Source organism: Domibacillus sp. DTU_2020_1001157_1_SI_ALB_TIR_016, from assembly GCF_032341995.1.
In the GTDB taxonomy this organism is placed as follows: domain Bacteria; phylum Bacillota; class Bacilli; order Bacillales; family Domibacillaceae; genus Domibacillus; species Domibacillus indicus_A.
Genome location: NZ_CP135439.1, coordinates 1,280,946 through 1,302,550, shown reverse-complemented (window position 1 = coordinate 1,302,550; position 21,605 = coordinate 1,280,946). Strand labels below are relative to the sequence as shown.

General features: G+C 43.6%; 25 protein-coding genes. 8 read left to right on the top strand and 17 right to left on the bottom strand.

Translation table 11 applies throughout. The annotated features are described in order from the left end of the window. Positions 1-26 precede the first annotated feature (26 nt). Entirely contained in the window at positions 27-593 is a 567-nt protein-coding gene (locus tag RRU94_RS14445; protein WP_315695149.1) for a DUF4912 domain-containing protein, read from the bottom strand. A gap of 154 nt (positions 594-747) precedes the next feature. Between RRU94_RS14445 and RRU94_RS14440 the strand changes: the two genes are divergently transcribed. Continuing rightward, a complete protein-coding gene (locus tag RRU94_RS14440) occupies positions 748-1,116 on the top strand; it encodes a helix-turn-helix domain-containing protein (protein WP_315695147.1) in 369 nt (122 codons plus the stop codon). Further along, entirely contained in the window at positions 1,113-1,544 is a 432-nt protein-coding gene (locus tag RRU94_RS14435; RefSeq protein WP_315695145.1) for an endolytic transglycosylase MltG, read from the top strand. Before RRU94_RS14440 ends, RRU94_RS14435 begins: the two co-directional genes overlap by 4 nt. Before the next feature lie 45 nt (positions 1,545-1,589). Here RRU94_RS14435 and pstB read toward each other — a convergent pair whose 3' ends face one another. From pstB to RRU94_RS14405, 6 genes are all read right to left on the bottom strand, one after another. Beyond that, positions 1,590-2,399 (bottom strand): phosphate ABC transporter ATP-binding protein PstB, encoded by an 810-nt coding sequence (gene pstB / locus RRU94_RS14430; RefSeq protein ID WP_315695143.1) that lies wholly within the window; start codon positions 2,397-2,399, stop codon positions 1,590-1,592. A gap of 44 nt (positions 2,400-2,443) precedes the next feature. Further along, positions 2,444-3,328 carry a phosphate ABC transporter permease PstA gene (pstA, locus tag RRU94_RS14425; RefSeq protein ID WP_315695141.1) on the bottom strand — a complete coding sequence of 295 codons (885 nt, stop codon included), beginning with the start codon at positions 3,326-3,328 and terminating at the stop codon, positions 2,444-2,446. Next, a complete protein-coding gene (gene pstC, locus RRU94_RS14420) occupies positions 3,328-4,272 on the bottom strand; it encodes a phosphate ABC transporter permease subunit PstC (protein ID WP_315695139.1) in 945 nt (314 codons plus the stop codon). The genes pstA and pstC overlap by 1 nt, the downstream gene beginning before the upstream one ends. 96 nt (positions 4,273-4,368) lie before the next feature. Beyond that, the gene (locus RRU94_RS14415; protein ID WP_315695137.1) at positions 4,369-5,337 is read right to left on the bottom strand and encodes a PstS family phosphate ABC transporter substrate-binding protein; all 969 of its coding nucleotides are present in this window, start codon (positions 5,335-5,337) and stop codon (positions 4,369-4,371) included. A 294-nt stretch (positions 5,338-5,631) separates the two neighbouring features. Then, positions 5,632-7,770, bottom strand: a complete 2,139-nt coding sequence (locus RRU94_RS14410; RefSeq protein WP_315695970.1) for a peptidoglycan D,D-transpeptidase FtsI family protein — start codon at positions 7,768-7,770, stop codon at positions 5,632-5,634. Between the two features lie 160 nt (positions 7,771-7,930). Next, positions 7,931-8,539, bottom strand: a complete 609-nt coding sequence (locus RRU94_RS14405; RefSeq protein WP_315695135.1) for a superoxide dismutase — start codon at positions 8,537-8,539, stop codon at positions 7,931-7,933. A 196-nt stretch (positions 8,540-8,735) separates the two neighbouring features. Between RRU94_RS14405 and RRU94_RS14400 the strand changes: the two genes are divergently transcribed. From RRU94_RS14400 to RRU94_RS14390, 3 genes are all read left to right on the top strand, one after another. Next, positions 8,736-9,269, top strand: a complete 534-nt coding sequence (locus RRU94_RS14400) for a DUF1189 family protein (RefSeq protein ID WP_315695133.1) — start codon at positions 8,736-8,738, stop codon at positions 9,267-9,269. A gap of 95 nt (positions 9,270-9,364) precedes the next feature. Next, a complete protein-coding gene (ispG, locus tag RRU94_RS14395; RefSeq protein ID WP_315695968.1) occupies positions 9,365-10,459 on the top strand; it encodes a flavodoxin-dependent (E)-4-hydroxy-3-methylbut-2-enyl-diphosphate synthase in 1,095 nt (364 codons plus the stop codon). Between the two features lie 5 nt (positions 10,460-10,464). Then, entirely contained in the window at positions 10,465-11,061 is a 597-nt protein-coding gene (locus tag RRU94_RS14390) for a hypothetical protein (protein ID WP_315695131.1), read from the top strand. Between the two features lie 29 nt (positions 11,062-11,090). Here RRU94_RS14390 and RRU94_RS14385 read toward each other — a convergent pair whose 3' ends face one another. Genes RRU94_RS14385 through RRU94_RS14375 form a run of 3 tightly spaced genes read right to left on the bottom strand, consistent with a single transcriptional unit; the run spans position 11,091 to position 13,135 of the window. Continuing rightward, positions 11,091-11,507 carry a Fur family transcriptional regulator gene (locus RRU94_RS14385; RefSeq protein ID WP_242233443.1) on the bottom strand — a complete coding sequence of 139 codons (417 nt, stop codon included), beginning with the start codon at positions 11,505-11,507 and terminating at the stop codon, positions 11,091-11,093. 16 nt (positions 11,508-11,523) lie between these two features. Beyond that, positions 11,524-12,354 carry a metal ABC transporter permease gene (locus tag RRU94_RS14380; protein WP_251271046.1) on the bottom strand — a complete coding sequence of 277 codons (831 nt, stop codon included), beginning with the start codon at positions 12,352-12,354 and terminating at the stop codon, positions 11,524-11,526. A gap of 13 nt (positions 12,355-12,367) precedes the next feature. Beyond that, positions 12,368-13,135: a metal ABC transporter ATP-binding protein gene (locus RRU94_RS14375; RefSeq protein ID WP_315695127.1), complete on the bottom strand. Its 768-nt coding sequence runs from the start codon at positions 13,133-13,135 to the stop codon at positions 12,368-12,370. Positions 13,136-13,240: 105 nt separating this feature from the next. On the opposite strand from RRU94_RS14375, the gene RRU94_RS14370 reads away from it, so the two are divergent. Beyond that, positions 13,241-13,507 (top strand): DUF2624 family protein, encoded by a 267-nt coding sequence (locus RRU94_RS14370; RefSeq protein ID WP_315695125.1) that lies wholly within the window; start codon positions 13,241-13,243, stop codon positions 13,505-13,507. Here RRU94_RS14370 and RRU94_RS14365 read toward each other — a convergent pair. Then, complete coding sequence (locus RRU94_RS14365) at positions 13,497-14,399, bottom strand: deoxyribonuclease IV (protein WP_315695123.1); 903 nt, start codon at positions 14,397-14,399, stop codon at positions 13,497-13,499. The genes RRU94_RS14370 and RRU94_RS14365 overlap by 11 nt on opposite strands. A 14-nt stretch (positions 14,400-14,413) precedes the next feature. After that, positions 14,414-15,727 carry a DEAD/DEAH box helicase gene (locus tag RRU94_RS14360; protein WP_315695121.1) on the bottom strand — a complete coding sequence of 438 codons (1,314 nt, stop codon included), beginning with the start codon at positions 15,725-15,727 and terminating at the stop codon, positions 14,414-14,416. A 139-nt stretch (positions 15,728-15,866) separates the two neighbouring features. Here RRU94_RS14360 and vrrA point away from each other — a divergent pair, with 139 nt between their 5' ends. Further along, on the top strand, positions 15,867-16,232 hold the full coding sequence (gene vrrA / locus RRU94_RS14355; protein ID WP_315695119.1) for a VrrA/YqfQ family protein: 366 nt from the start codon (positions 15,867-15,869) through the stop codon (positions 16,230-16,232). A gap of 61 nt (positions 16,233-16,293) precedes the next feature. After that, positions 16,294-17,250: a 4-hydroxy-3-methylbut-2-enyl diphosphate reductase gene (locus tag RRU94_RS14350; RefSeq protein WP_315695117.1), complete on the top strand. Its 957-nt coding sequence runs from the start codon at positions 16,294-16,296 to the stop codon at positions 17,248-17,250. Between the two features lie 165 nt (positions 17,251-17,415). On the opposite strand, the gene RRU94_RS14345 is transcribed toward RRU94_RS14350, so the two are convergent. The 5 genes from RRU94_RS14345 to rpoD form a co-directional block, all read right to left on the bottom strand. Beyond that, positions 17,416-18,537 carry a Nif3-like dinuclear metal center hexameric protein gene (locus RRU94_RS14345; RefSeq protein WP_315695114.1) on the bottom strand — a complete coding sequence of 374 codons (1,122 nt, stop codon included), beginning with the start codon at positions 18,535-18,537 and terminating at the stop codon, positions 17,416-17,418. Continuing rightward, positions 18,524-19,231 (bottom strand): tRNA (adenine(22)-N(1))-methyltransferase, encoded by a 708-nt coding sequence (locus RRU94_RS14340; protein ID WP_315695112.1) that lies wholly within the window; start codon positions 19,229-19,231, stop codon positions 18,524-18,526. Before RRU94_RS14340 ends, RRU94_RS14345 begins: the two co-directional genes overlap by 14 nt. Positions 19,232-19,327: 96 nt before the next feature. Next, the gene (cccA, locus tag RRU94_RS14335) at positions 19,328-19,699 is read right to left on the bottom strand and encodes a cytochrome c550 (protein WP_315695110.1); all 372 of its coding nucleotides are present in this window, start codon (positions 19,697-19,699) and stop codon (positions 19,328-19,330) included. Between the two features lie 135 nt (positions 19,700-19,834). Then, positions 19,835-20,368, bottom strand: a complete 534-nt coding sequence (locus RRU94_RS14330) for a hypothetical protein (RefSeq protein ID WP_315695107.1) — start codon at positions 20,366-20,368, stop codon at positions 19,835-19,837. A gap of 103 nt (positions 20,369-20,471) precedes the next feature. Continuing rightward, complete coding sequence (rpoD, locus tag RRU94_RS14325; protein ID WP_315695105.1) at positions 20,472-21,599, bottom strand: RNA polymerase sigma factor RpoD; 1,128 nt, start codon at positions 21,597-21,599, stop codon at positions 20,472-20,474. Positions 21,600-21,605: the final 6 nt, after the last annotated feature.

Genomic DNA, 21,605 nt, shown 5'->3' with positions numbered 1-21,605 from the left:
CCTTACCTCCTTCAGCTAGTATCGGTTTATTGCAAGCAATCTGGATGTTCGATCCAGGCTGGCTCGTTGAAAGAATGTTGATAAAACGCTTCCGCTTCTCCTGCTTTAAGTATATAGTCTGTACTGCGCTCGTATGAAGTATGAACCGGATGTGATTGCAGAATCGGCCAAAAAGAATAGTTTTTTGTTAAATAGCCGATTTCACAAAGGTAAGAACGATTGCTCTTTAACCCTTTTAGTATCCAGAAGCTATCCTCCATGTTTACTTTTACACATGTCATGGAGTGAGCGTTCGTTCCATTAAAATAAATATCTGTTACGTCAAAAATACGAAGATCCAGTACATCAGGATTTAACGGAGTTTCACAATAGAAAGCCGCCCTTAATAAAAAAGGATCGAGATGCCATTTGCAATAAATTCGTTCTTTCGACAACAATACAGTATGAAGACTATTTTGTACGTTTCGCTTTGCTTTTTCTGTTAGTCTATACTGCCACTCTTGTTTTGCCTGCTGCTTTGGAATAGATAATGTTGCTGCAATTTGTTCCCAAGAGAAATTCTCATTTTTCAGCCTTACAATCTCCTCAATCAATATGTATCACCTCGATCCGGCAGTTTTCCTAATCAAAATATCATTATATCATTATGGTATCACGTTCAATAGCAGGCGGCAATTGCCCAACGCACCCCTTCCCGCGGATACAATGTGGTACAATATGGACAAAGAAAACGAAAGGAGATTTCATATGAATGAACTAACCATCGGATTGGCCTGCGCCGGTGCTTTTTTTATTTTGCTGTCCTTTTTTCTGCCCGATAAACAGCGGCAGCTGGAAAAAGACATTGAGGAATTATCCATGAAAATGTTACAGGAGCACTATCAATTTAACAAAAAATTAAAAGTGCTTGAGGAAGAGCTGCTCATTGGAGAAACACCTGCAGTACATACCAAAAAGCCGGCTGCTGCTATAAATAAAATTATTCAAAGCCAGGTGATTGCCCTTTATCAGCAAGGCACACCTATTGCCCAAATTGCTGCACAATCCTCTCTTTCAACCGAGCAGGTAAAGAGCATTTTGGATGAAAACATGCAGACGGAGAGTTCATCAATATGAGGAAACAACCTATTCGCGCTTTCGGCTTCGGTCTTCTTGCGGCTTCAGCAGCCCTGTATATTTCTGATCAAACAGCGCCCGAGCGCCCTATTGAACTATCAGCACAACAAATGATTCAACGGCTGGAGGCAGAGAATTATGTCGTTCAAAAAAAAGAAAACGAACAGACAGAAAAACAGCTTGATTCTGCCCAAAAAGAAACGACAGCCCCCAAAACGGCTGTTCAATCCGTTACAGTTATAATTGAATCCGGCATGTCTTCTAATGAAATTGCGGCCAAATTAAAGGAATCCGGCATCATCCAGGACCAGGCAGCTTTTAATCAATTTTTAACAGCCAATGGATACGCGGATAAGCTGCAAACAGGGTCGTTTGTTTTAAAAAAGGACATGACAGAAAAAGAAGTGGCTGATGCACTAACAAAATAAACAGCATAACAAAAAAGCCGACGCTTTAGCGCCGGCTTTTCTTTTTTATCCGAATCGTCCTGAAATATAATCATCTGTACGACTATCTGCAGGATTGTTAAAAATAGTATCTGTAGAATCAAACTCCACAACTTCTCCGTTTAAGAAGAAAGCTGTTTTATCAGAGATACGAGCAGCTTGTTGCATATTGTGTGTCACGATAATGATGGAGTATTTTTCTTTTAGTTCTTGAATAAGTTCTTCCACTTTTAGAGTTGAAACCGGGTCTAATGCAGAAGTTGGCTCATCCATTAAAATCACATCCGGCTCAAGAGCCAGGCAGCGCGCAATGCAAAGACGCTGCTGCTGTCCACCTGACAAACCATAAGCAGGTTCGTGGATGCGGTCTTTTACTTCATCCCAAAGAGCTGCTCCACGCAAGCTCTTTTCCACTGTTTCAGTAATGATTTGCTTGTTTTTAATACCGTGAATTTTCAAGCCGAATGCAATATTTTCATAAATAGATTTCGGGAACGGATTCGGCTTTTGGAATACCATGCCGACACGTGTCCGCAATTCTTCTACAAGAAAATCTTTGCTGAAAATGTCCCGGTCGCGATATTCGATCTGCCCCGTTGTTTTTACACCTGGCACAAGATCGATCATGCGGTTTAATGTTTTAATGTATGTTGATTTTCCACAGCCTGATGGACCAATAATCGCTGTGACTTCCCGCTCTTTAATACCTAAATTGATGTTTTTAAGAGCATGGTGCTCTCCATACCATAAGTTTAAATTTTTAGTGTTATATACGAACAGTTCCTCGTTTTGAACAGACTGATTGTTTTTCGTTGTATTTACAGCAGTTAACGCCATTTTACATTCCCTCCAAGTTTTCAATCGCGATTTCCCAATGTTTATTATCTTGCCTGATAACGGTTGCGGATCCAAACTGCAACAGAATTCATTAAAATAAGCACGGCCAGCAGGATGATAATACCCGCAGCTGCAAGGTTATGGAAGTCAACTTGCGGACGGCTTGTCCAGTTGTAAATTTGCATTGGAAGTGCTGTAAATGAATCCAAGTAGCCAGATGGCAGAAACGCAACGAATGTTGGAATGCCGACGACAATAAGCGGAGCCGTTTCACCAATAGCACGTGAAAAAGCTAAGATGCTTCCTGTTGCAATACCCGGTACCGCATACGGAAGAACTACTCGGTAGATCGTCTGCCACTTTGTTGCCCCAAGACCAAATGATGCTTCCTTAAGTTCCTTTGGAACAGCGCGTATCGCTTCCTGGGCTGCTACGATGACAACCGGAAGAACAAGCAGAGCCATTGTAAATCCTGCAGCTAAAATACTATTCCCAAAGCCAAACACACGAACGAAAATAGTTAAGCCAAGAAGACCAAATACAACAGAAGGCACACCCGCTAAATTTGAAATATTCATTTGAATCCAGCGAGTTAGCTTGTTTTTCTTTGCGTACTCTTCCAGGTAAATCGCTGTACCGACTCCCAAAATAGCGGCTGTAGGAATAACCACACTCATCATCCAAAGCGTACCAATAACAGCTGCTTTAATTCCCGCCTGCTCAGGACGGCGTGACGCGAAATTCTGGAAAAAGTCCCATGTTAAATAAGGAGCACCTTGTGAAATGATACGATAAAGCAGCACAATTAAAATAATGGACGTAAAAATCGTTGCCGTCAAGAAAATTCCTTTGACGACTTTATTTTTTGCTAAGCGGCCGTCAATACGGCTTACCATTTCTTCTGATTTAACCCGTGCAGTGTTTTCCATTAGTATTCCTCCCTGAAACGCTTCGAGATGAATTGAGCTAGTATATTCATCAGAAGGGTGAAAATAAACAATGTAAAGCCGACAGAATAAATACTGTAATAAATCGTCGTGCCAAATCCTGCATCACCAGTCGTAACCTGTACAATGTAGGATGTCATTGTTTGTAGGGATGTTGTTAAATCCAAGGAAGCAGATGGCGTTGATCCTGCTGCAATGGATACAATCATCGTTTCCCCGATAGCGCGGGAGACACCAAGCACAATCGATGCAAGAATACCGGAAAGAGCTGCCGGGAAAATAACTTTTGATGCGGTTTCCCATTTTGTCGACCCGAGTGCAAGCGCACCTTGGCGAACAGATTCTGGAACCGAAGAAAGAGCATCTTCAGACAGGGAAACAATCGTTGGAATAATCATGATTCCAACTACGATTCCCGGGCTGATCGCATTAAACATTTCAAGCGAAGGGAAAATACCGCGTAAAACCGGAGTAATAAATGTTAAGGCAAAAAAGCCGTAAACAATCGTTGGAACACCTGCAAGCACTTCAAGAATTGGCTTCATAATTTTACGTGTGCGCGTACTTGCATATTCACTTAAATACAAAGCTACTGCAAGCCCGATTGGGATAGCAAATAATGAAGCAATTATTGTTATTTTTAATGTACCCAATACAAGCGGCCAGATACCGTAAACAGGATCCGTTCCTGAGAATGGATACCACTCTTTAGCTGTAAAAAATTCAACGATCGAAACATCACCGAAGAAAGTGATCGTTTCAAAAATCAGTGTTAAAACGATTCCGAGTGTAGTTAACACTGAAACGGCAGCCATAAAAAACAAAACCACCGGAATAATTTTTTCACTTCTGTTCAAAAAGCCGCTATTATATTTTTTTTCAAGCAGCTGTTGAACAGGACTGAGTTCTTTGTTTGTTGTTTTCAACCCAATCTTGCTCCTTTCAACCCATGTACACCAATAGAGGGCTCTGCCCTCTATTGGTGTATTTTTCTTTATCCGCTTTTTTTAATCCAGTGACAATTATTTTAAGCCTTCAATTGTTTCAAGCTGCTTTGTGTACTCCTCTTCAGGAAGAGCTACATATCCTACATCTTCTGCAAGAGCTGCTGCATTTTCAAGTGTAAATTGTGTATAAGCCTTTACTGCTTCATCTTCTTTAACAGCCGAGTTGCTTACGTATGTGTACAATGGACGTGAAAGTGGCTCATATTCGCCGCTTTTGATTGTATCAGCGTCTGGTGTAACGGCTTTTCCTTCACCATTTACAATCGGCACGACTTTCAAACTGTCTTTGTTTTCAAGGTAGTATGCATAGCCGAAGTAACCGATTGAATTTTTGTCTCCTGTTACACCTTGTACAAGAACATTGTCATCTTCAGAAAGTGTAGCGGATTTGTCAATTTGGCCGCCATCAAGAATTACTTCATCGAAATAATCAAATGTTCCAGAATCAGTACCTGGAGAGTAGAATTTAATTTCTTCAGCCGGCCATCCTTCACGAATATCAGACCATTTTTTTGTTTTGCCGTTATCAAGCCATAGTTTTTTCAATTCATCGACTGTTAATTGATCTACCCAGTCGTTATCTTTATTAATAACTACAGACAACCCGTCGTAAGCAAGTTGAAGTTCTGTATAATCAACACCCGCATCTTTAAGGCCTTGTGCTTCTTCATCCTTAATCGGGCGAGATGCATTACTCATTTGTGTTTCGCCAGCGATAAACTTTTCAAATCCACCGCCCGTACCAGACAATCCGACTGTTACTTTTACATCCGGCTGTTCAAGCATAAACTCCTCTGCTACTGCTTCAGCAATCGGATAAACTGTTGATGAACCATCGATTGAGATTTGGCCTTGAAGCTGTGCATCTTGTCCTTCTTCGCCATTTCCTCCTGCTCCATTATCAGCATTGTTATTGCCGCATGCACCCATTACAAGCGCTGATCCTACTAGTGCTGATAGTGTGAGAACTTTAACTGGTTTCATTCTTGATTTCCCCCTGCGAGTTTGTTTTTTTGTTATCTGCTACATTGAATACAATAAAGGATGAGTATTAATAAGGTTTTAATGAAATGTTAAGGTTTTGTAAATCGAAGACGATTTTAAGAAATAAATGTTGATTTTTATCATTGAAAGCGATTACTATAAAAAATAATTATTTTTAAAATTTTCCGACATCCCTTCTTATCGTTTTTATACATTCGTTAAACCCATCAAAACAGGTATAATCTTTTCAACAAAAAACAGCCTTTCCGTTAAAGTAAGCGGAAAGGCTGTTTTTTATTCGTCTTCAGATTCCTCAGTTTCAGATTCGTCTGCATCAGATGTTTCTGTACCTGTTTTTGGCACAATATCCTGATCAATCACGGCCTGGGCTGGTTTCTCACTGGCTCTTTGTTCTTTCAGCTCAAAATACTTATCCATTGCCCGGCGGCCGATATAATGGTTGATCGGAATCGAACTTGAACTGTCCTCATATGCCCACGGAACGACAACGGCCATCGCTACTTCCGGGTTGTCATAAGGAGCGTATCCAACAAGGGTCACATTCCAGGTCATTTCATTTTTACCTTTTTCTTTTAAAGGACCGTCATATACACCTTCAGCTGTTCCTGTTTTAGCTGCCATTTTATACGGGGCATCCCCAAAATAGCTTGCTGCTGTTCCTTCGGATCCGTGAACAACAAGCCGGAAGCCTTCCTGCACTTGTTCGATCCATCCAGGCTCAAGCTCCAGCGTATTTAACACATTCGGCTCAATTTCTTCCGCGATCGGACCAATTTTATTGGTTGAAGAAATCGGCTTCCTGACTTCTTTTACAATATGCGGCTGCATGCGGTAGCCGCCGTTTGCAATGGTCGATACGTACTGCGCAAGCTGAAGCGGCGTATACGTATCAAACTGGCCAATGGAGAAGTCAAGAATCTTACCGGGCTGGTCAATAAATCCTTTGTAGCCGGCCTGTTCATTCGGCAAATCAATGCCGGTTTTGACGCCAAGGCCAAACTGGCCGAAATATTTCCGCATGGTCGGAAAAGCCTCATCATTGATTCCCAAGCCGCCGTTTCGTACGTAATCGGCCCCTCCAATTTCCATAGCGGTTTTAAACATGTATACATTGGAAGAGCGCATCAGTGCATAGGTATCACTAATACTCATAGCGCCACTTCTGTTAAACCATGAACTTTTTGATTTGGCCGAGCTGCCAAAATAAAGCGGCTCATCAACGATGCGTTCACCCGGTTCATTGACCCCGGTCATGTACCCTGTTAAAACAGTCGCTCCTTTTACAGCCGAGCCCATTGCATAAGATGTAGTCATGTTACCGAGTGCAAAATCAACAATTTTCGGTTTTCCATCAGAAGTCGTGTATTGTTTCCCTGCCATGGCAAGAATTTCACCCGTGTTTGGATCCATCATGGTAACGAATGCCCGGTCTAAAAATGGATGATAACTTGATTTTGCTTTTGTAAGCTCTTCTTCAATGATCTTTTCTACGGCTGTTTGAAGATCCATATCAATGGTTAAAACAAGATCATTTCCACGCTGGCCTTCCGTAATAATTTCCGAATCCAGCACATTTCCTGATTTATCGGTCACATTTTTCATCTTTGTTTTCTGGCCGCGCAAAATATCTTCATACTGATATTCCAGATAACTTTTCCCTACCCGGTCGTTACGGCTGTAACCACGTGCCATATAGTAGTCCGCCATTTCCCTTGGCAGTCCTTCTTTAGAAGAAGAAATATTGCCAAGCACCGTTTTTAACGTACCATCGTATGCATACGCACGTTCCCAGTCAGTGGTCGTATTCACACCTGGCAGTGATGATAAGTTCTCACTCACTACAGCGTATTCTACATCCGTCACATTTTCATTTTTAACAATTTGCGGGGTTTGCGCATAACCGGCTGTGAACTCCCTGTAAATGGCTAATACTTCAAGTTCCGCCCCAGTCAGCTCACTTAAATCTGTTTCTGTAATCCGATCCAGCTGCATGTCATAAATTTCATCTTCTGTAAGCTGGTCCGCTTTGTAAGCAGCCCATTCTGCATCGGTAATTTTTGCTTCTGCTTTTTTCGGGTGTTTCGTGATCCAAAAATCTTTTTTATCACGCTCCGTCACTTGATCCGTCTCTTTTTCAATTAACTGGGCAAGCTTTTCTGCTGTTTTCATCATTTCTTCTGGATCTGCATTGGAAGAACGTGTATACGTAATTGCATTTTGCGGCTTGTTATCTACTACGACTTTCCCGTACCGGTCATAAATTTTCCCGCGCGGCACGCTTGTGTTCACTGTTACATCTTCTGTCCGCTCAATTTTGCGCTGATAATCTTCTCCCTGTACAATTTGGACAATACCAAGCCGGAATATCAGAGCCGAAAACAATAGGAAAACCACAAAAAACAGCATGTTCATCCGAAACGGTACATGCGTTTTTTTCTTCTTATTCGCTTTTTTCAACCGCCTAACCCTTTCTTCGTTTCATTTACTCTATTATTCATTGTATCGAAATCAACGGGTTTTTTCCACCAAAAAACCGGCCCGATAATCGGACCGGCTTTTATGAGCACTTGTATTAAAGAGCTGCTTCGTAGCGTTTTGAAACTTCATCCCAATTTACTACATTCCAGAATGCAGCTATGTAATCTGGGCGACGGTTTTGGTAATTTAAGTAGTACGCATGCTCCCAAACGTCAAGGCCAAGGATTGGTGTTTTGCCTTCCATAACTGGAGAGTCCTGGTTTGGTGTGCTTGAAAGATCAAGTTCGCCATTTGCAACAGAAAGCCATGCCCAGCCTGAACCGAAGCGTGTAGCTCCCGCTTTTGCAAATTCTTCTTTGAACGCGTCAAAGCTTCCGAATTTTGCATCGATTGCTTCCGCAAGCTTTCCAGTTGGCGCGCCGCCGCCGTTTGGCGAAAGAAGCTGCCAGAAAAGAGAATGGTTTGCATGGCCGCCGCCGTTGTTGCGAACCGCAGTACGTGCAGATTCAGGAACTGCATCTAAGTTTGCAATCACTTCTTCTACTGATTTAGAAAGAAGCTCTTCATTTCCTTCTAGGGCTGCGTTTAAGTTTGTAACGTACGTGTTGTGATGTTTTGTGTGATGGATGTTCATCGTTTCTTTATCGATGTGGGGTTCTAGTGCATCATACGCATAAGGTAGCTGTGGTAATTCAAAAGCCATTGTTTAATTCCTCCCAAAATAAAGTGATTTACCTAACATAACTAAGATTAACAAAATTGTGAACATGGCGCAATGATTATGCCCGCAGAAGGATAGAGGGTCCAAACGGCCCTTTTGCTTTGAAACCGGGATGGCTTTCTCTCTTTCTCCTGCTATATAATGAAAGGGATTCCATTAAATGAGAGGATTTTGGTTTATGCCGCTATATAAGAGATTATTTAAAAGTCTTTACTCGCCGAAATATATTGCTGCTTCCCGCCTGCTGGGGATCGGCAAAACGATTCAATATCTTTTTATCCTGTCTTTTATTTTGTGCCTTCCTTCCTGCTTGTCCGTTTTCATCCATCTTACAGCCGGCTCTTCTCCTGCAAAAGCGATTGAAAGTATCCTGCCTTCTTTAGCAGCAAACGAAGAATTTACACGCCAAATGCTCTTTATTTATATACCAGTTGTTCTCCTTTTCTATTATATTCTGCTGTCATTTGGGCTGTTTTTAAAAGCAGCAGTTTTTGCCGGTATTGGACTTTTTTTGATCTCCTTTCTCAGTAAACGAGGCGAATACCGGCATTTATTTCGACTGAGCACCCACGCGCTTACACTGTCTGTTTTTGTCACTGTGCTAATAGACTGGGCGAATTGGACTTTTCCTTATGCATACGCAGCAGACTGGCTCATTGTAACGATTATGCTGTATCTTTCTATCCGCTGGCTGCCCCACGCAACAAGGTAAACGGAATTGTTGTCTGAACAGCCGTTCCTCTGATAGAATGAAACAGATATGATAGTCAGATTAACTTTTAAAGGAGCGAATCACCATTGAGTGAAATCACCCACCGCACGAAAACCCGTCCAGTGAAAGTTGGCAATTTAACGATTGGCGGAAACGACCAGGTTGTTATTCAAAGTATGACCACAACAAAAACACACGATGTTGAAGCAACAGTTGCTGAAATAAACCGCCTTGAAGAAGCGGGCTGCCAAGTTGTACGCGTTGCCGTTCCGGACGAGCGCGCTGCCGATGCGCTTGCGGCGATCAAGAGTCAAATTAACATTCCGCTCGTTGCTGATATTCATTTTGATTATAAATTAGCGCTTAAAGCGATTGAAGCAGGCGTTGATAAAATCCGTATCAACCCGGGCAATATTGGACGCCGTGAGAAAGTGGAAGCTGTTGTAAATGCAGCAAAAGCGAAAGGTGTGCCTATTCGAATTGGCGTTAACGCTGGAAGCTTAGAGCGTAAAATTCTTGAAAAGTACGGCTATCCGACAGCAGACGGCATGGTTGAAAGTGCGCTTCATCACATTAAAATTTTAGAAGATCTTGACTTTCATGACATCATTGTTTCCATGAAAGCATCGGATGTAAATTTAGCTATCGAAGCATATGAAAAAGCAGCAAAAGCATTTGATTACCCGCTGCACCTGGGGATCACGGAATCCGGCACTCTTTTTGCAGGAACTGTAAAAAGTGCTGCGGGCCTTGGTGCCATCTTAAGCAAAGGAATCGGGAACACGCTTCGTATCTCACTAAGTGCCGACCCGGTTGAAGAAGTGAAAGTAGCACGCGAGCTGCTGAAATCATTTGGCCTGGCTGCCAACGCTGCTACACTTATTTCATGTCCAACATGCGGCCGAATTGAAATCGACTTGATTTCAATTGCAAATGAAGTAGAAGAATATATTTCCAAGATTAAAGCACCTATTAAAGTAGCGGTACTTGGCTGTGCAGTAAATGGTCCAGGTGAGGCACGCGAAGCGGACATTGGTATTGCGGGCGCCCGCGGTGAAGGTCTTCTGTTCCGCCACGGTAAAACGGTTCGAAAAGTACCGGAAGAAACAATGGTTGAAGAATTGAAAAAAGAGATTGACTTGATTGCGGAAGAGTATCAACGGAAACAAGCGCTTGCGGTCGAGCAGTGATTGCAATGTCACAAAAACGGTTCGGTATAGATATTGACGGTACAGTCACTTGTCCAGCAAGCCTCGTTCCTTTTCTTAACGAAGCTTTCTCACTTAATATTACCCTTGAGGATATCAAACAGTATGATTTATCAGCTGCTTTGAACATTCCGCCTGACAAAATGCGGGATTGGTTTGATCAAACAGAGCCTGCTATTTATGCCGCTTCCCCTTTGGCGGAGGGAGCGGACAGCATTTTAGCGAAATGGCAGAAACAGTTTCACCTGCTTTTTATAAGCGCAAGACGCCAGCATCTTTTTGATGTCACTGAAAAGTGGTTTCAAGATAAGCAAATTTATTATGATCATATCGAATTAATCGGCTCTCATGATAAAGTGGAAGCAGCAAAACGGCACAAGGTGGATATTTTCTTTGAAGATAAACACGATAATGCCGTTACGCTGGCAGAAGAGCTGCACATTCCCGTTGTTTTATTTAACACACCTTATAATCAAGATCCCGTTCCCGATCGTGTCGTTCGCGTGAATAATTGGCATGAAGCGGATTTGTGGGTTCAGCAATGGCTTGAGCAAGGCGAAATCCACCCGCTTATACACACATAAAAAAGCGTGACCAAAAGAAATTCTTTTGGTCACGCTTTTTTCATGCATTTTTCACACTTGCCGTATACTTCAAACTTGTGTCCGGTAATCTCGCAGCCTGCGAGCTCCCTCACTTCGTTCATGGGACACATATCTATTTCTTTTGTTTTTCCGCATTCCATGCAAATAAAGTGGTGATGGTGATGATTATGAGAACAGGCAAAGCGGAAATGGCGCTCGCCCGACAGCTCGGTTTCTTCCAATATATTCATTTCAGCAAAAAGAGCCAAATTCCGGTAAATCGTATCAAAACTCAGGCCCGGATAGTCATGCTTCATTTCTTCGAGAACATCTTTTGCCGTTAAGTATTTATCCTGTCTTGCAAACAGTGCCAGCATTTCCTCCCGCTTTCCTGTCTGCTTATAGCCTTTTTCTTTCATGATTTCCATCGCTTTTGTTAAATTCATGATGGACCCCTCTTTACTAGTTTTTCTCTTTTTTCCACAAAATGACACCTAACAAAATAATAATAGACGTTACAACGATCGTTCCGCCCGGTGCCAGGTCAAGATAAAAAGCACTGATTAAGCCGGCAATCACGGAAACTTCTCCAAATAAAACAGACAGCCAGATGGTTTGCTTAAATCCTTTCGCAATCCGCATAGCAGCCGCAACAGGAAGTGTCATTAAAGCCGACACAAGCAAAACACCGACGATTCTCATCGAAACGGCAATCACAAGAGCTGTTAAAATAATAAATGCGAGATGTACGGCCTTAGATGGGATGCCTGAGGCTTTTGCATACTCTTCATCAAACGATAAAACAAACAATTCCTTATACAGTAAGTACACTGTAACGAGAACAATGATGCTGATTCCGATAACAGCATATAAATCATTTCGGCTCACCGCGCTGACACTGCCGAATAAATAGCTGAACAAATCTGTATTAAACCCGTTTGCAATGGAAATCAGAATAACGCCAAGTCCAATTCCTCCGGACATCATAATCGGGATGGCCAGCTCTTGATAATGTTTATATACGTTTCGCAGCCGTTCCACCAGCAGGGAGCCCCCAACGGAAAATACCATTCCAAAATAAAGCGGGTTTACAGCGGAAAGCGCCGGAAAGGTTTGTCCAAGAAGCAGGCCTGCCGCAATGCCTGACAGCGTAACGTGGCTTAGCGCATCTGCAATGAGAGACAAACGGCGTACTACTATGAATGCGCCGAGCAGCGGCGCGATAATACCAATAATCGCGCCGGATAAAAACGCATTCTGCAAAAACTCATAGGTGAAAATAGCTTCTATCATAATGGTCTTCCCTTCAGTGATCGTGATGATGATCAAGCAGGCGGATGCCATGTCCATATAAATCGGACAGTTCTTGCTCATCCAGTTCTACAAATTGCTGCATACTGCCGTGAAAATGCAGATACTTATTTAAGCAGGCCACATGTGTCACTTTGTCGGTAATAGCGCCAATGTCATGCGTGACAAGCAGCAGCGTCATCCCCAGGTCTTGATTCAAATGCGTCAGCATATGGTAAAATGATTCGACATTTTGGCTGTCTACCCCAACCGTTGGCTCGTCCAAAATTAAAACAGATGGATTGGATACGATAGCCCGGGCAATGAATACACGCTGCTGCTGGCCGCCGGATAAATCACCGATATTGCGTGTTAAAAAAGACTCCATTCCAACAGCGCGAACAGCCTGTTCTACCGCTTCCTTTTCTTTAGAGCCCGGACGACGGAACAATCCCATTTTTTTAACGAGTCCGCCCATAACGACTTCAAAAACAGTTGCCGGAAAACCGGTATTAAAAGAATTCGCTTTTTGCGAAACAAAACCGATCCGGTCCCATTCCTTAAATTTATCTTGCGGGACACCAAAAAGTTCTACGTGCCCCTCTTTGGCTTTTAATAAGCCTAATATAATTTTTAATAATGTTGATTTCCCAGATCCGTTTGGGCCGACCAGGCCGACGAAGGAACCTTTTGGAATCGACAGATTGATCCGCTCGAGAACATTTTCGCGGTCATAACGAAAGTTCACGTCGCGTATATCAATGACAGGCGGTTTTTCCTTCATATATAGAACTCCTTTAAGGTAAGAATGATTACGATTTAAACACTATCCAGTATACAGGATGGCCGCTCTCAAGTAAATGAAGTGACCTCAGGAAAGGAGCCCGGTATGCAGCCTCTTCATCAAATGATCAATCGCCGTGTTCAAACCATCACAAAAGCTGAGCTGATGGAGCAAGCAAGAAAATTCCAAGTTTCCTTGACCGAAAAGCAGGCAGATCAGTTTATCGACTGGCTCGCCCGCCACGAAGTTGATTTGTTTTCCGAAACAAAAAGGACCGAGCTTTTTCAAGCAGCTGAAAGGATTCTCGGCAAACGAGAAGCCGCAGCGCTTGAAAAAATGCTCCGTCCATATATGCACTTCCTTAAGTTATAACGCCTGCTACAATTTTTCCCCTTATGCCTTCATCAAATTGCTTGCCTCGAAGCATGGCAATCTCCTGAAGGTATGGGGGTTTTTTTGTATTTTTATCTTCTCCTATATAAGGTGTTTCCAAGATTTTAGGAATATCAGTCAACTGAGGATGATGCACGATATAAGACAGCGCATCAAAGCCAATATAGCCAAAGCCGATATTTTCGTGCCGGTCTTTACCGGCGCCGCGCTCATTTTTGCTGTCATTGATATGCAGCACCTTCAAGCGGTCAATACCGATAATCCGGTCAAATTGGTCGAGGACTCCGTCAAAGTCTTCTCGAATCGGGTAACCCGCATCATGTGTATGGCAGGTGTCAAAGCAGACAGACAGCTTATCATTATGATTCACCATATCCATAATCATGGCGATTTCTTCAAACTGGCGGCCGCATTCCGTTCCTTTTCCCGCCATTGTCTCAAGTGCAATTTGCACAGTTTGATCCTGCTGAAGCACTTCATTTAAGCCTTCCGCAATTTTTTTCAACCCAGCTTCCGTTCCTGCACCGACATGAGCGCCCGGATGAAGCACGATCTGGCTGGCACCGACAGCCGTTGAACGCTCAATTTCCATTTGAAGAAAATCTACCCCAAGCTGAAATGTTTCCGGCTTGATTGTATTACCAAGGTTGATAATATAGGGAGCATGAACGACAATATCTATAATGCCGTTTTGCTCCATATGACGGCGCCCCGCTTCAATGTTCAAGTCTTCAATAGGCTTTCTACGCGTATTTTGAGGAGCGCCTGTATAAACCATAAATGTGGTTGCACCGTAAGAAACAGCTTCCTCACTGGCCCCGAGCAGCATTTTTTTACCGCTCATCGAAACATGTGATCCAATTTTCAACATCCTTAAACTCCCTGTTACTTTTTATTGCGGGCGTCAATACGGCGCTGGCGTTTTTCAATTTTTGCTACTTCCATTTTCCGTTTCTTTTTATAGCCCGGCTTCACTTTTTGCGGGCGGCTTGTGACCGCTCTGACTTTCGGATTGATCGTATCTTCTTTTTTCTCCCGTTTTTTACGGCGATTACGATCGGCTGTTTCAACGATTTCTCCACCTTTGATATCACCATTCGAAAACGTAATATCGCGTTTTTCCAGTTTTGCGATCGCATCTTCATCAGCCGGAAGATAAACTGTTGCACAAATGCCGGATGCACCGGCACGGGCTGTACGGCCTGCCCGGTGAATGTAAAAGTCAAGATCTGCTGGCAGCTCATAATTGATTACATGACTAACGCCTTCGATATCAATACCGCGGGCAGCAAGGTCTGTTGCGACAATATAACGGTACTCAAGGTCATGAACCTGCTTCATCATTTTTTTCCGTTCACGAGGCGGCAGGTCACCGTGGATACGACCGGTTTTCAAGCCTTTTGCCGCCAGCTTATCCGCTACTTCATCCGCTTTTTGCTTCGTGTTTGTGAATACAACAGCCAGATACGGATTAAAGGCTTGCAGTAGATCATACACAACGTCTACTTTATCACGGCTTTTTGCCGGTACAAGCAAATGTTCAATATTGGCCGCGGACGCCCGCTTCGGCTCAATGTGTACGTATTCCGGGTTTTCCATATACTTTTTCAAAAACGGTTTTAGTTTTTGAGGGATCGTAGCAGAAAAAACGAACATGCCGAGCTGTTCAGGCATGCCGGAAGCGATCCGGTCCACATCATTAATAAAACCCATATCAAGCATTAAATCTGCTTCATCGACAACCAGCATGTCCGCTTTGTGAACAGAAACGGCATTGTCGCCAATCAGGTCTGCAATTCTTCCGGGTGTCCCGACCATAATATGAGGCGGGCTTTTTAATCGCTCAACATCCCGCTTTTTATCCGTGCCGCCAACAAAGTGGCGTACTGCAATTTCTTCTTCCGATTCTTTTGCTACTTTTTGAAAGGCTTGATAAATCTGGGTTGCCAGCTCCCGTGTCGGCGCGGTTACCACAGCCTGTACCTCTCTTTTATCTGCTTGAATCCGGTTTAGGATAGGCAGAACATAAGAATGGGTTTTTCCTGTTCCCGTCTGCGATTGGCCAATCGCACTTTCCCCTTTTAGGATAAGCGGAATCATATTACGTTGAATTGGCGTAGGCTCTTTGAAGCGCAGCGCTTCGATTCCTTTATAAATAAACGGCTTTAGACCGTATTGTTCAAATGTATAGTTTGCCATATGGCATCAAATTCCTTTCACGTTCAAAGTTTATGCACGTTACGATAATATACTAAAAGCGTCAAGAAAGCAAAAGAAGGTTTACGCACATGATCTTTCCAATATGAATACGATAGAGAAAAAGGAAAGGGTGACTACGTTGCTGCCTCGATATGCACCGAATGCCAGACGTGGATTTTTTTATACTCCTCCCCCTACCCACCCGCCTGTTCAGCCGCCAATGCCTCCGTTCTTCGGTACAGCCGCAAAATCGGGACGATGGCTGGAACAAGCCAGACATGTCATGGCGACTGCTGAACAGATGAGGCCGTTGATTGAACAGTACGGCCCGCTTGTTAAAAACCTTCCGGCTATGTGGAGGCTTTACCGGACCGTTCAATCCATGCCGGACCCTGAAAGCGATCCGCAGCAAGAAGTAGAAGAAGCGGCAAGCACTCCGCCTCCACAGCGTGAAAAAAAGCGGACAGCTGAGTCTGTGCCCTGGTTTCCGGGCCGGCTTGATTGATCGCTTTGTTTTCCCTGCTTTCTCCTTTATAATAAAGTGAGAAGCTGGAGGAGGATGCTGTATGAAAATAATAAAAATTTCACCACGCGGTTACTGTTACGGTGTTGTTGATGCAATGGTTATTGCCCGTAACGCCGCTCTTGATAAAACATTGCCGCGTCCGATTTATATTTTAGGCATGATTGTACACAACAAACATGTTACAGATGCTTTTGAAGCGGAAGGCATCATTACCCTTGACGGAAAAAACCGAAAAGACATTATTGAGCAGGTATCAGAAGGCACAATCATTTTCACGGCTCACGGTGTGTCGCCGGAAGTACGGGAAATTGCCCGCCAAAAAAACTTAACGACAATCGATGCAACCTGTCCGGATGTTACCGTTACCCATGATTTAATCCGGGCTAAAAAAGCAGAAGGCTATCATGTGATTTACATCGGCAAAAAAGGGCATCCGGAACCGGAAGGCGCCGTTGGGGTGGCACCGGAAATTGTTCACCTTGTGGAAAATGCAGACGATGTTAAGGCGCTGGACATGAAAAATGATAAAATTATCGTTACAAACCAAACAACCATGAGCCAATGGGATGTTATTGATATTATGGATGCGATCAAAGAAAAGTATCCACATGCAGAAATGCATAAAGAAATCTGCCTTGCAACGCAAGTGCGGCAGGAAGCAGTGGCTGAACAAGCCGGTGAAGCAGATGTACTGATTGTCGTAGGAGATCCGAAAAGCAATAACTCCAATCGGCTTGCGCAGGTGTCTATTGAAATTGCTGGCACCACTGCATACCGGGTGTCTGATGTTTCTGAAATTAATATTGACTGGCTTAAAGATGCCGAAACAGTGGCTGTCACCGCCGGCGCTTCTACACCAACACCTATCGTAAAAGAAGTGATTCAGTTTTTAGAAGCATTTGACCCCAAAGATGAATCAACCTGGGTACGCGAGCGAAAAGTACCGCTTGAGAAAATTTTGCCTAAAGTAAAAAAATCGACGTTAACCTCACGTTAAAAAAGCAGCTCCGTTTAAGGAGCTGCTTTTAAAGTATAGACAAAGTTAGAAAGCAGGCTGATTGAAAACGTCTGCCTTTCCAGGAGCGCAGCCGGCAAGTGACCCCGAAAGCGGGCGTTTGTCAACATCCTGAAAGCAGCTCCGTTATTGGAGCTGCTTTTTCATTTACATAAATTGAAAAGGGTCTGTTTCAACGGCAGAAGCCACAAATTCAACAGTCCATTTTTGTTTGGAGGCCTGCTCGTGAAGAAGGGCTGCTACGCCTTTTTTCATCACTTTCTCTACGTTATGCCCCGGATCGACAACAGCGAGGCCTTCAGCATCTGCGTCATGCGCAGTGTGATAATAAAAATCACCTGTTACATACACGTCTGCCCCTTTACGCAGCGCCGTCTGCCAGTATTTGTTGCCGTCTCCGCCCAATACGGCTACTTTACGGACAAGACGTGCTTTATCACCGACTACTCTTACGCCTCCAGATTGTAATGACTCTTTCACATGCATAGCAAACTGCTCCAGTGTCATTTCCTGTGGAAGCAGGCCGATACGGCCAAGTCCAAGCTGTTCTCCTTTGTTTTGAAGAGGATAAATATCATAAGCTGGCTCTTCATATGGATGGGCTTTAAGCATGGCACTGAGCACTTTCTTCTCTATGTGAGCAGGATAAATCACTTCGATTTTTTCTTCCTGTACTGTTTCTAAGCGGCCGCCGGCTTGGCCGATAAAAGGCTCAGCTTCTTCACCAGGCTGAAAACGCCCTTCTCCTTGTTGAGAAAAAGAACAGTTTTGATAATTTCCAAGCGCTCCAGCGCCTGCTTTACCGAGCGCCTCTCTTACGGCCTCTGCCTGATCGAGCGGCACAAAAACGGCCAGCTTTCTCAACTCTTCAGCTATGGTCGGCACGAGCACTTCTGTATTTGTTAAGTGAAGAGCGGAAGCCAGCAGGTCATTTACTCCGCCTTTCGCTACATCCAAATTCGTATGAGCAGCGTATACCGCAATATCATGCTTAATCAGCTTTTCAATGACTCTTCCTGCTGTCTGGTCCGTTTGAATGGCACCAAGCGGCCGGTAAATAAGCGGATGATGGGCTATAATCAAATCAATGTTTTCTTCGATCGCTTCATCCACGACGCTTTCAAGAACATCCAGTGCAATCATAACTTTTTTGCACGGCTTGTTTAAGCGGCCGATCTGCAACCCGACTTTGTCTCCCTCCATTGCATAAGATTTGGGTGAAAATCGTTCAAACAACCCAATAATCTCGTGTCCGTTAGGCGTTTTCATCGGCGATCACTTCCTCAATCCACTGTTTTTTTTGTTTTAACTCGCTTTTCTTTCTTTCGGTGCCCTCTGTATGCTGGGCATCTGTTAAACGGCTGAGAACATGGTTAATTTGGTCAAGTTCCCGCTGCCATTTCAGCCGGAATGCGTTGTTTTTCTGCTTCATCAAGGACGGTCCAAAGAGCAATTCCTTCGGCGATAAAGCACGTGACGAGCCGGCTGTAGCGCTAATCACCTCATACAATTGGCCATCTTCTTCTAAAATGGCTTCTTGTTCGATGGTCCAGCCATTTGTATCAAGCCATTCCCGAACTGCATGGCCGGCAATATTCGGCTGCAGAACGAGCTTTGCAACGCCGGCAAGCTTGCTCTTTCCTTCTTCTAAAATCGATGCGATCAGCGGACCTCCCATTCCTGCAATCGTGATGCACTCCACTTCTCCCGCTTCGAGCACGGCGAGTCCGTTTCCTTTACGCACATCAACTTTCTCTGATAACCCTTCTGACAGTACCTGCCGTCTCGCAGACTGAAAAGGGCCTTCTACCACTTCTCCTGCCACAGCCTGGTCTACCAGGTTTTTTTTCACCGCATAACAGGGCAGATAAGCATGGTCTGAGCCGATATCCGCGATTGTTCTGGCTGGTGCAATAAACGAAACAACCGTTTCGAGTCTTTTTGATAACTGATTGCTATTCATATATGTTCACCGCTTTTTATTAAAATTCTTTCCTATCTTATCACATTTCAAAAGAAAAAAGGCCTTCGCATATAGAAAGGCCTTTGTGGAATGTTATTATTTAATTTCAGCCACCCAGGCTGCCATCGCCTCGGCGTTTTCCTGGGGAACAAGACCTGGCGGCATACCGCCTTTACCGTTTACCACAATATCTTGAATTTCTTCCTGGGAAAGCTTTTCTCCTACTCCAACGAGCGACGGGCCTGCACCGCCTTCATAGTTGCTGCCATGACAGCTGATGCAAGAGGACTTATAATGAGCCTCCGGATCAAATTCTCCCCCTGCCGCTGTTTCACCGCCGCCTTCTTCTGCCTTTTCTTCCTCGGCTCTTTCTTCTGCGTTATCAATTCCATCCAACGACAAAAAGAACATCAATCCGAGTCCGAATACCGCAATTAATAAAAATGGAATTAGCGGATTACGATTCATGCTGTTTCCCCCTCTCTTTTTATGTAAAAAGAAAACTGAAAAGTACAAACACTTATTATTTTACTTGAAAATAAAGGTTACGAAAAGGCTTACTTTAAAGTTTTTCCGTTTGTGGCAGACCATTCAGCTGCCCTTTTAATATTGCAGCCAGAAAAAGAGAAGCACGATAAGGCCTAATCCACCGGAAATAGAAAAGTAAAACAGCTTGAGCTTTACACCGGTAAAAATCCAAAGCAGACAATTCACAGCAAGAAGCCCATATAAAGTATAAGGATGATCATGAAAAATCCGGGTATTTAATTCCAAGGAGAGCAGCAAAAGCAGGACTGCAGCACCTAAAAAAAGCATAGGCGCCAGCACTTTTTGGCGTGAAAAATAAATGGCCAGCAGCAGCAGGCTTCCGACAAAACTTGTCAAAATCACTGTTTGCAAAAGAAAAGACAATTCCGTAAAATAGAGAATACATACAGCAACTGGCAATAAAAGCAGTGCAAGCAGTGCAGTTGACATGTGAATTCGCTTCAATCGGGCGCGTCTTCCTGCTTCTGTAAATTCTGTTCCTTGTGTATAAAGCGCTAGTAAATAATCACAATAATGTGGAGGCAGCATTTGATTGTCTTTCCAGAGAAGTATTTCCTGAATAATAATGTCTTTTTTCGTTTGTTTCAACCTGCTTCACACCCCAATACACAATACTATTCGTGACCGGCAAGGATTATCCTGCTTTTTTGCACGAAAAAAAGCCGGGAAAAACCCGGCCCTTGAATTTAACTTATTCTAAGAAATCCTTCAAACGTTTGCTGCGGCTTGGATGGCGGAGCTTACGAAGGGCTTTTGCTTCAATTTGGCGGATACGCTCACGCGTTACACCAAATACTTTACCTACTTCTTCAAGTGTCCGTGTCCGTCCATCATCAAGGCCGAAACGCAGGCGAAGAACATTTTCTTCCCGGTCCGTTAAGGTATCGAGCACGTCTTCAAGCTGCTCTTTCAACAACTCATAAGCAGCGTGTTCAGACGGAGAAGTCGCTTCCTGGTCTTCAATAAAGTCGCCAAGATGTGAATCATCTTCTTCCCCAATTGGTGTTTCAAGTGAAACAGGCTCTTGCGCAATCTTTAAAATTTCACGTACTTTTTCAGGTGTTAGATCCATTTCTTCTGCAATTTCTTCCGGTGCCGGTTCGCGGCCAAGATCCTGAAGAAGCTGGCGCTGTACACGAATTAATTTATTAATCGTTTCAACCATATGAACCGGGATACGAATGGTACGGGCCTGGTCAGCAATGGCACGGGTAATAGCCTGGCGAATCCACCATGTGGCATACGTACTGAATTTAAACCCTTTACGGTAGTCGAACTTTTCAACCGCTTTGATTAAGCCCATATTTCCTTCTTGAATCAAATCAAGGAACAGCATGCCACGGCCTACATAACGTTTGGCAATGCTGACAACAAGACGCAGGTTCGCTTCTGCTAAACGTCGTTTTGCTTCTTCATCTCCCTCTTCAATCCGGTGAGCCAGTTCAATTTCTTCCTGGGCAGACAAAAGATCAACACGGCCAATTTCTTTTAAGTACATACGAACGGGATCGTTGATTTTCACTCCAGGAGGAACACTTAAGTCGTTTAAATCAAACTCCTCATTTTCTTTTTCAAGCTCCTGGATGTTCGGATCGCCGTCATCGTTGCTTTCTGCTTCATCAACGAGTTCTACTCCCTGCTCTGTAAGGGATTCGTAAAACTCATCAATCTGACCGGAATCCACTTCAAACGAGGCTAATTTGTCCGCTACGTAATTGTATGTTAATTCTCCTCTTTGTTTACCTGTCTCGATAATAAGTTCTTTTGCTTTTTCAAGTGTTAATTCAGCTTCTTTGGAACGTGTTGACTTTTCAGCCATTAGTCC

Excerpts from the sequence above, each read along its gene's own strand:
- RRU94_RS14370 (WP_315695125.1), top strand. The coding sequence starts at position 13,241 with ATGCAGCCTCTTCATCAAATGATCAATCGCCGTGTTCAAACCATCACA.
- rpoD (WP_315695105.1), bottom strand. The coding sequence starts at position 21,599 with ATGGCTGAAAAGTCAACACGTTCCAAAGAAGCTGAATTAACACTTGAA.
- RRU94_RS14405 (WP_315695135.1), bottom strand. The coding sequence starts at position 8,539 with ATGGCTTTTGAATTACCACAGCTACCTTATGCGTATGATGCACTAGAA.
- RRU94_RS14380 (WP_251271046.1), bottom strand. The coding sequence starts at position 12,354 with ATGATAGAAGCTATTTTCACCTATGAGTTTTTGCAGAATGCGTTTTTA.
- RRU94_RS14385 (WP_242233443.1), bottom strand. The coding sequence starts at position 11,507 with ATGAATTTAACAAAAGCGATGGAAATCATGAAAGAAAAAGGCTATAAG.
- RRU94_RS14365 (WP_315695123.1), bottom strand. The coding sequence starts at position 14,399 with ATGTTGAAAATTGGATCACATGTTTCGATGAGCGGTAAAAAAATGCTG.
- RRU94_RS14345 (WP_315695114.1), bottom strand. The coding sequence starts at position 18,537 with ATGAAAACGCCTAACGGACACGAGATTATTGGGTTGTTTGAACGATTT.
- RRU94_RS14435 (WP_315695145.1), top strand. The coding sequence starts at position 1,113 with ATGAGGAAACAACCTATTCGCGCTTTCGGCTTCGGTCTTCTTGCGGCT.
- cccA (WP_315695110.1), bottom strand. The coding sequence starts at position 19,699 with ATGAATCGTAATCCGCTAATTCCATTTTTATTAATTGCGGTATTCGGA.
- pstB (WP_315695143.1), bottom strand. The coding sequence starts at position 2,399 with ATGGCGTTAACTGCTGTAAATACAACGAAAAACAATCAGTCTGTTCAA.
- RRU94_RS14350 (WP_315695117.1), top strand. The coding sequence starts at position 16,294 with ATGAAAATAATAAAAATTTCACCACGCGGTTACTGTTACGGTGTTGTT.
- RRU94_RS14415 (WP_315695137.1), bottom strand. The coding sequence starts at position 5,337 with ATGAAACCAGTTAAAGTTCTCACACTATCAGCACTAGTAGGATCAGCG.
- pstA (WP_315695141.1), bottom strand. The coding sequence starts at position 3,328 with ATGGAAAACACTGCACGGGTTAAATCAGAAGAAATGGTAAGCCGTATT.
- RRU94_RS14340 (WP_315695112.1), bottom strand. The coding sequence starts at position 19,231 with ATGAATAGCAATCAGTTATCAAAAAGACTCGAAACGGTTGTTTCGTTT.
- RRU94_RS14440 (WP_315695147.1), top strand. The coding sequence starts at position 748 with ATGAATGAACTAACCATCGGATTGGCCTGCGCCGGTGCTTTTTTTATT.
- RRU94_RS14390 (WP_315695131.1), top strand. The coding sequence starts at position 10,465 with ATGTCACAAAAACGGTTCGGTATAGATATTGACGGTACAGTCACTTGT.
- RRU94_RS14400 (WP_315695133.1), top strand. The coding sequence starts at position 8,736 with ATGCCGCTATATAAGAGATTATTTAAAAGTCTTTACTCGCCGAAATAT.
- RRU94_RS14410 (WP_315695970.1), bottom strand. The coding sequence starts at position 7,770 with ATGAACATGCTGTTTTTTGTGGTTTTCCTATTGTTTTCGGCTCTGATA.
- RRU94_RS14375 (WP_315695127.1), bottom strand. The coding sequence starts at position 13,135 with ATGAAGGAAAAACCGCCTGTCATTGATATACGCGACGTGAACTTTCGT.
- RRU94_RS14360 (WP_315695121.1), bottom strand. The coding sequence starts at position 15,727 with ATGGCAAACTATACATTTGAACAATACGGTCTAAAGCCGTTTATTTAT.